Source organism: Moorena sp. SIO3B2 (assembly GCF_010692525.1).
Classification (GTDB): domain Bacteria; phylum Cyanobacteriota; class Cyanobacteriia; order Cyanobacteriales; family Coleofasciculaceae; genus Moorena; species Moorena producens.
In genome coordinates, this window is sequence record NZ_JAAHHE010000279.1 from 1 (window position 1) to 8,274 (window position 8,274).

Below are 8,274 nucleotides of genomic sequence, written 5' to 3' on the forward strand. Positions count from 1 at the left end.
TAATGATGTCTTGAACGGAGGGGTTGGCAATGACTTGTTAACTGGCAATTCCGGTGCAGACATCTTCGCCTTCGGCAGTGAAATCTTCCAAGACGGTCTCCAGGACTTTGACCAAATCACTGACTTTGAGGCAGGGGATAGCTTTGATTTCGCTGATGAATTCTTGGGCAATATTAGTTTCGGTCGCGAAACAGTTAGTGGTCAAGAAGCCGTAGTAGCCATCCTTGGCGGCGAGGATAATCTGACTGTATTCGGCAATCTCGATGCTGCTGAGCAGGCACTTGATGTATTTGTGTAACACAAAAGTGTCATCCCAAGACTGTTCCGATTAGTTCTTACTTAAACGGTTTTTACCCAAGACTGTTAGCGATCGCTAGTTAGATTAGCGGTCGCATTTTTTTTCTAAGGTCAATTTTTGGCGTTGCTGATTATGGGTATGGTTTTGCCCCCCTAGCCCCCCAATTTTGCGGTGCGACCCGTGGCGAATTTAATTCGCCGACGGAAAGCGCACCGGTGGGGGGAACAAAACTTTCAAAGTCCCCCAGAATTGGGGGATTTAGGGGGCTTTAACTTTCACCAGATAATCGCGCATTCATTCCTTAATTCAGCAACGCCCAATTTTTTAGGGAGCAGCGATGCAGCGCGGTATTAACTTGTGTAAAGTTGCCAAAAGTCCCTCTGCTCCCTGCTCCCGTCTTGATGCAGTCGCTCATGGGGGAAACCCCCAAGACCGCGCTGCATCGCTGCTCCCTGCTCCCTATTTCAACAGTTAATTTTACTTTTGTCCGACTACTTATGATATCAAAATGAGATATGTCTGAATAAAATCGCAAAACTGATACAAAAACTGATACAAATAATCTTAAAAACTATGGTATACACACGCCTAAAGTTGTTTGTTTTATCTATTTATTGCTCAATCTTAAAGTAACTTAAAAGTCATCTGAATACAGCCTTAAAGTAATCTAATAAAAATCAAACAAATCAACTAAATTAAAACACTTCATCCCAAAACTGAGGCAAAAACTGAGACGGTATCCCTGGCTCTGCCCATTACTCTAAAACTAGACAGGTAAAGAGGACAGGGTAATGTGGCAGAAAATTCTAATTTGGCTTATAACTGAAATTATTTTAAACGTGCTAGGAATTGATGACCTAGCGGACTATAGCGAATTCATCTTTGAGAAACAAGTCATTAACCTCAACAGCTGTCAGCTTTCAGCTGTCAGCCGTCAGCTGTCAGCCGTCAGCTTAATGTTTAACCCAACGGAGTTACCGAATTAGACCGTTTTATTCAAAGAGATTAAACCTTCGCGTAGCGTTATATCGTTATCTCCCAGCGTCGTTCGCACAGCGTGGCCATTCGCGTAGCGTGGCCGAAAGGCCAAGGCCAAAGCCTGTGCCACAAAGCTGATAGCTGATAGCTGATAGCTGATAGCTGATAGCTGATAGCTGATAGCTGATAGCTGATAGCTGATAGCTGATAGCTGATAGCTGATAGCTGCTAACTGATAGCTGATAGCTGATAGCTAATAACTGATAACTGAATACTTACGATTTTATAGAAAAGCCTGATGAACGAAATTTTACAAGTTGGTAACCAAACTATTACAGCATCAGAAATTATCCCCCTGCTGAGACAATACCTTTTGCTGCCTCAGCTATTCCGGGAAATTATTATTGACCATGCGATCGCTGGAATCAGCTGCACCCTAGAAGAGCAAAGCAGTGCTGAAGAGCGGTTTTATGCCAAACATAAGCTTACTGATGACAAAGCACGTCAGGCTTGGTGTCAGAATCATCAGATCACTCCAAACGAATTAAAAGCCTTGGCAACCCGTGAGCTAAAAATTGAAAAATTTCAACAAGAAACCTGGGGTGATCGACTAGAATCTTACTTTCTGGAGCGCAAACAGCAGCTAGATCAGGTTAGTTATTCCTTGATTCGCGTTAAGCATAAAGGTGTTGCTCGGGAACTTTATTATCGGCTGGAGGATGGAGAGCAATCCTTTGCTGAAATAGCACGGCAATATTCCCAAGGACCAGAAGCTCAAAGTGGAGGATTAATTGGTCTAATGCCGATAACTATGCCCCACCCTCAGATTGCTCGGATCCTGAAACTGAGTCAGCCTGGTCAGTTGTGGACACCAACACAAATAGGGGAGTGGATCGTGATTGTGCGCCTAGAAAAATTAATTCCAGCACAGTTAGACCAACCCATGGGTCAGCGACTGCTGAAGGAATTGTTTAATAGATGGCTCGGTGAGCAATTACAACAATTGATAGAAAAAGGGAATAGGGAACAGGGAAATCAGAAGAGGGAGCAGGGAGTAGGGAGTAGGGAGTAGGGTCAAGATATATAGCAATTCTCTCTCCCATAAGGTACAAAGAGAACCCCCTAAATCCCCCTTAATAAGGGGGACTTTGAGGCAATTAAGCGTACCTCATAAATGCAATAAATGCTATAGGAGTTTTTGGTGTTATGAGAAATCAGGATTGGTTATCATGATCTATTTATAAATGCTATATCGGTGACCGTTAATCACTTTGTATTTACAGCTTTTTTCATAACTATTAAGTACACAGGATTATTTCCCGATTCCCTACTCCCGATTCCCTACTCCCGATTCCCGATTCCCGATTCCCGATTCCCGATTCCCTACTCCCGATTCCCGATTCCCTACTCCCTACTCCCTACTCTTTAATTTTATTGCCATGACTTTTACCACTTCCCCCATCCAAGAATTTATTACTAGTGTATCTCCTTTTAATCAATTACCAACCACAGCATTAGAAAAACTATCTGCACAATTGCAGCCAGTACACTATCACCTTGGTGAAACAATTTTAATGCGGGAGAAAATACCTTCCCATGTGGTAATTCTCTATCAAGGACAAGCTCGCTTACTAGGTTATGACCCCCGCACAAACAAGGAGGTAACGGTTCAAAAGCTCTCTCCCGGTGCGATTTTAGGTTGGGCGAGCTTAGTACGGCAAGTCTATAGTGAAACTGCGATCGCATCTGAGGAAGTAGATTGTCTAGCCCTACCAGCAAAGGAATTTTTCCAGCTGTTACAGACCTATCCCTCTCTAGCTACTGCTTTTCAAGACCATTGTGCCTTGATTGAAATCTTTGACTTACTTGGTGCTGAGCTCGAACGTCGAGCCGATGGCATCACGGAGCTCCGGAAACTAGCACTGAAAGGGTTTCAACAAGCAGTAGTTTACCACTTCCCCCCAGCAGACTCAGCCAAATTAGACCCGGAGTGGATGTGGTTTGTCAGTGGTGGTAATCCTCCCCCTAACTTGCCAGTGGGTAGCCGTATCAATTCACAAAACCCTAATTACGCCACTCTCCAGCAAGTGCGCTTGGTGGGATTACCGAAATCAATGCTATCGGCGGAGGTAGCAACTGGTAACAATGCAGGGATAAGGTCTATTTCTGCTACCCCTGAACTAGAATTTCGCCCTGCTCGTGATGCGATCGCGAAGCGTGACCAAAGGTCAATCGCATTACCGGAATCCTTACCTGTAGTTAATCAGGGTCAAGAGCACAGCAGAAAATATCCCTTTAAAAGTGGCAGAGGTATTTTAAAAGAGACCTTAGCCTGCTTCGAGATGCTCAGTGAGTATCTCCAAGTGCCGTTTAAGCGGGAGGTAATCCAAAGAGTTATTACTAACCAGCAAAAAACCGGCACCATTACTTTACCATTTTGCGCTGCTATCGCTGATTTAATGGGATTGCAAACCCAGTTAGTTAAGATAGCAGCAACTACCATTACTCAGCTGCCAACACCAGCTCTGATCCGTTGGGAAGATACTTTCGCTGTTGTCTACAACGCCTCACCAAAAGAAGTGGTACTGGGGATACCCACGTCTGGTGGCATCAAACGCCGTAAATTATCTACCTTTATCGACATTTGGGGCAAATCCGGTCAAGTACTGCTACTAAAAGAAGCAACAACTACCCCCAAGAAAAAGTTTGGTCTTTCCTGGTTTATACCAATACTATCTCGCTATCGTCAAGTACTATTTGAAGTATTAATCGCATCCTTTTTTGTCCAACTCTTTGGCTTAGTCAATCCTTTAATGACCCAGGTAATTATCGATCAGGTAATTGGTGGTAATAGCCTAGATACTCTCCATGTATTGGGTATTTTACTAATAGTTGTAGCACTGTTTGAAGCAATCTTAAGTGCTTTACGTACCTATTTATTCTCTGATACCACTAACCGGATTGACCTAGCCCTAGCCTCCCAGGTAATTGACCACTTGGTGCGTTTACCAATGAGTTATTTTGGAAAACGTACTGTTGGGGAATTAGCAACCAGGGTTCAGGAATTAGAAAAAATTCGCTCGTTTCTGACCGGAACAGCCTTAACTGTAGTCTTAGATGCAGTCTTTTCTGTGATCTATATTGCCGTCATGGTGCTCTACAGTCCCCTACTTACCCTAGCCGCATTAGCGGTTGTGCCCTTGTTTATCTTGCTGACCCTAATCTTTTCACCAATATTGCGGCGGATGTTAAGGACTAAAGCCCAGCGCAACGCACAAACCCATTCTTATCTGGTGGAAGTGCTTAATGGTATTGAAACCGTTAAATCCCAAAACATTGAACTACGAGCTCGTATGTCTTGGCAACAGCGCTACGGTGGTTATATTTCAGAAGGGTTTAAAACGGTTAAGCTCTCCACTACCGCTAGTTCAATCAGCAATTTTCTCCATAAATTATCGAGTCTATTAGTGCTATGGGTGGGAGCTTATTTAGTACTCCAAAGTGAATTAACCCTAGGAGAATTAATCGCCTTTCGGATTATTGCTGGCTATGTCACCAGTCCCCTGCTGCGGCTGTCTCAACTGTGGCAAAACTTCCAGGAAACTGCTCTATCCATTGAGCGTCTCAGCGATATTCTTAATCACCCTCAAGAATCCCCAGTAGAACAACAGAATAACTTAACCATTCCACCGATTACAGGAACTGTAAAATACGAGAATATTTCCTTCCGGTTTGGTAATAGTGGTCCGTTGCAGCTCAGTAAAATTAATCTGGATATCCCAGCTGGTTGTTTTGTAGGAATTGTGGGACAAAGTGGCTCTGGTAAAAGTACGTTAACCAAGCTTTTACCCCGCTTCTATGAACCCTTAGGGGGTCGAATTATAATTGATAACTATGACATTAGTAAAGTTGAACTCTATTCCCTACGACGTCAGCTAGGAATTGTGCCCCAGAACCCTCTGTTATTCGAGGGGACAATCCATGAAAACATTGCTCTGAATAATCCAGAAGCTACTACTGAAGAAATTATAGCTACTGCTAAAATAGCTGCTGCTCACGATTTCATTATGGACTTGCCCAATGGCTATAACACTCAGGTGGGAGAGCGAGGTTCAGCGTTATCTGGGGGACAGCGACAGCGAATAGCGATCGCTCGTGCGGTTTTGCAAAATCCACGACTACTAATTTTAGATGAAGCCACCAGCGCTTTAGACTATGAAACGGAGCAAAGGGTATGTACTAATTTAGCTGAAGCCTTTAAAGGTCGTACTGTCTTATTCATTACCCACCGACTCAGCACAATTAAGAACTCTGACCTGATTTTAATGATGTCGAAAGGAGTAATCGAAGAGATGGGAACTCATCAAGAATTAATGGCGATTAAAGGGCGTTATTATTGTCTTTATAAATAGAAAATTGAGAATGTAGAATTGAGAATGTAGAATTGAGAATGTAGAATGTAGAATTATAATCGATAACAGAGGTGAATACTTAACAGTGATTATAGTTGATTATTTGAGTAATTGAATTGATTGTTATTACTTCCGATATTAGTTTTTTTTTCTGGTGCAATATCTCAGATAAATGATGAATTACTACTCCCGACTCCCGACTCCCGACTCCCGACTCCCGACTCCCGACTCCCGACTCCCGACTCCCGACTCCCGACTCCCGACTCCCGACTCCCGATTCTCAATTCTACATTCTTAATTCTACATTATTAATTCTCAATTCTACATTCTTAATTCTACATTATTAATTCTCAATTCTACATTCTTAATTCTACATTATTAATTCTCAATTCTACATTCTTAATTCTACATTATTAATTCTACATTCTACATTATTAATTCCCTAACCCAATTAATAACTACTAATTAATCATGATTACATCCAACCGCACAACTGACAACTATTACGCTGAAACCACTACTAATGAAGTAATTCAAGGTCAGGAATTATCCCAACCAATTATTCCGCAACAACCTAGCGTTTTTCTGAAACAACCTAGCATTTTGTCGCGGGCTATTCTTTGGGGATTGGTGGGGATAACAACCTTTGGAATTACTTGGGCAAGTGTGGCAAAAATTGAGAAAGTGATTCCAGCACAGGGCAAGTTAGAGCCACAAGGGGATGTTAAGGAAGTTCAAGCATCGATTAGTGGTGTGGTAGCAGAGGTTTTGATTAAGGATGGGGAGCTGGTGAAGCCAGATGATGTTCTGATTCGCTTTGATATGACCTCTGCTCAAGCTCAGTTGGTTTCTCTGGAACAAATTCAGAAATCGTTAATCCAAGAAAATCAGTTTTATCGTGCTCAAATCGGTTCCTCTCAAGCTACTCAATCCAATACTCAACCGCTAAGCTTGCCAGTAGAAATTTTGCTTCTGATTAAAAACCGCGCTAACTTAGTGGCAGAAAATAAACTGTATCGAGTGCAAATGACTGGGGCTGATGGTGGAGCAAACCTGACCTCAGATCAACAATTTCGTCTACAGATAAACTTGGCAGAATTCAATTCTCGGGTAACGGCGAATAAGCAAGAAATTCAGCAACTAGAAAATCAGCTTGGGCAAACTAAAATCCAATTAGCCAATGCTAGAAATCTGTTGACTACAGCTAAGAACAATTTAGTGACTGCACAGACTAATTTAGCAAATGAACAGGAGATTTTACAGGATTTTGAACCGTTACTTACCGAGGGAGCAGTTCCCAAAATTCAATACCGTAGACAGAAACAAGAGGTCGGTAGAGGTGAAGCTGAGGTTGGTACACGGGAAGCTGAGGTTGGTACACAGCAAGCTGAGGTCAACCAGTTAATTCAGGAACAAGAACGGATTAGAAGTGCGATCGCTCAAGCTAAAGCACAATTGGCGAATACTATTGCGGCTTCTCAAACTGAGCTACAGGATCGGATTGCTGTGAATCAACAACGGATTGCGGATATCGATAGTCAGCTCGGTAAGCAAATTGTAGAAAATGATAAACGGATAGCGGAAATTGCTAGTCAAATTAGTCAAATCAAGCAAAATTTGAAGTATCACGAAATCAAAGCTCCCGTAGCTGGGAAAGTTTTTGAGCTAAAGGCTCGCCCAGGCTTTGTGACAACTAGTAGCGAAACTATTCTGGAAATTGTGCCGAATGATGAGCTAATTGCTGAAGTTTATATCACCAATAAAGACCGGGGTTTTGTAAAAGAAGGGATGGAGGTGGATGTCAGAATTGATTCCTTTAATTTTAGTGAATTTGGTGATATCAAAGGTAAATTAATCTCCATTGGAGCCGATGCTTTAGAGCCCGATCAGATTTATTCTTATTACCGTTTTCCTGCTAAAATTGCCCTAAAACAGCAGTTTATCGATATTAAAGGCAACTCAGTACCCCTAGCATCAGGGATGTCGGTGAGTGTGAATATTAAGGAGAGAAAGCGTCGAGTGATTACTATCTTTACTGGCTTTTTAACCAAGAAGTTGGATAGTTTGAAGGGGACTAAATAGAAGGAATTAAGAATTAAGAATTTAGAATTAAGAATTAAGAATTTAGAATCGGGAATCGTAACCCACCCCTAGGGCGTGTCTTCAAACTCGGAGATCCCCCTAAATCCCCCTTAAAAAAGGGGGAATTTGAGTATGGCTCCCCCCTTTTTCAAGGGGGGCTGGGGGGGATCATAATCTTGCGGAAAACTTTGAAAACACGCCCTAACCCCTCCCAGGAGGGGAACGGGAATCGGTAACAAGTAATCCAAAATAGGTAATCCAGAACAGGTAATCCAGAACAGTAATAATAGTTGACTTTTTCACTCTCCCGACTTTCGACTCCCTGTTCCCTTTGCGATATTTTTATGAATTTTCAGTAAAGTTATTTGAAAGAGTTATTAAATCAGTAAACCTTAACTCCAACTTTATGAAATAATCCGAGAAATCGGGAGCATTTTGATTGATAAACATGAAACCTCGGATTGACCGACTTGTGGCAGCAAGTCCCTTTGTTCTGTGTTCTCT

8 protein-coding genes and 1 pseudogene are annotated in these 8,274 nt (G+C 42.3%); 8 read left to right on the forward strand and 1 reads right to left on the reverse strand.

All coding sequences use genetic code 11. From position 1 onward, the window contains the following. The 3 genes and pseudogenes from F6K38_RS31015 to F6K38_RS31025 form a co-directional block, all read left to right on the forward strand. Positions 1-298: pseudogene (locus F6K38_RS31015) on the forward strand (calcium-binding protein); the annotation flags it as partial. 337 nt (positions 299-635) lie between these two features. Next, positions 636-773 carry a hypothetical protein gene (locus F6K38_RS31020; protein WP_287358903.1) on the forward strand — a complete coding sequence of 46 codons (138 nt, stop codon included), beginning with the start codon at positions 636-638 and terminating at the stop codon, positions 771-773. Between the two features lie 316 nt (positions 774-1,089). After that, the gene (locus F6K38_RS31025) at positions 1,090-1,284 is read left to right on the forward strand and encodes a hypothetical protein (protein ID WP_287358905.1); all 195 of its coding nucleotides are present in this window, start codon (positions 1,090-1,092) and stop codon (positions 1,282-1,284) included. Here F6K38_RS31025 and F6K38_RS31030 read toward each other — a convergent pair. Continuing rightward, a complete protein-coding gene (locus tag F6K38_RS31030) occupies positions 1,281-1,406 on the reverse strand; it encodes a hypothetical protein (protein WP_287358906.1) in 126 nt (41 codons plus the stop codon). The two genes, F6K38_RS31025 and F6K38_RS31030, sit on opposite strands and share 4 nt — an antisense overlap. Before the next feature lie 168 nt (positions 1,407-1,574). Here F6K38_RS31030 and F6K38_RS31035 point away from each other — a divergent pair, with 168 nt between their 5' ends. The 5 genes from F6K38_RS31035 (at position 1,575) to F6K38_RS31055 (ending at position 7,770) form a co-directional block, all read left to right on the forward strand. Further along, on the forward strand, positions 1,575-2,348 hold the full coding sequence (locus F6K38_RS31035; RefSeq protein ID WP_287358908.1) for a peptidylprolyl isomerase: 774 nt from the start codon (positions 1,575-1,577) through the stop codon (positions 2,346-2,348). 183 nt (positions 2,349-2,531) lie between these two features. Beyond that, the gene (locus tag F6K38_RS31040) at positions 2,532-2,705 is read left to right on the forward strand and encodes a hypothetical protein (protein WP_287358910.1); all 174 of its coding nucleotides are present in this window, start codon (positions 2,532-2,534) and stop codon (positions 2,703-2,705) included. Positions 2,706-2,715: 10 nt separating this feature from the next. Then, positions 2,716-5,688 carry a peptidase domain-containing ABC transporter gene (locus F6K38_RS31045; protein WP_287358912.1) on the forward strand — a complete coding sequence of 991 codons (2,973 nt, stop codon included), beginning with the start codon at positions 2,716-2,718 and terminating at the stop codon, positions 5,686-5,688. A gap of 172 nt (positions 5,689-5,860) precedes the next feature. Further along, positions 5,861-5,986, forward strand: a complete 126-nt coding sequence (locus tag F6K38_RS31050; RefSeq protein WP_287358913.1) for a hypothetical protein — start codon at positions 5,861-5,863, stop codon at positions 5,984-5,986. A gap of 173 nt (positions 5,987-6,159) precedes the next feature. Next, positions 6,160-7,770 carry a beta-barrel domain-containing protein gene (locus F6K38_RS31055; protein WP_287358916.1) on the forward strand — a complete coding sequence of 537 codons (1,611 nt, stop codon included), beginning with the start codon at positions 6,160-6,162 and terminating at the stop codon, positions 7,768-7,770. Positions 7,771-8,274 lie beyond the last annotated feature (504 nt).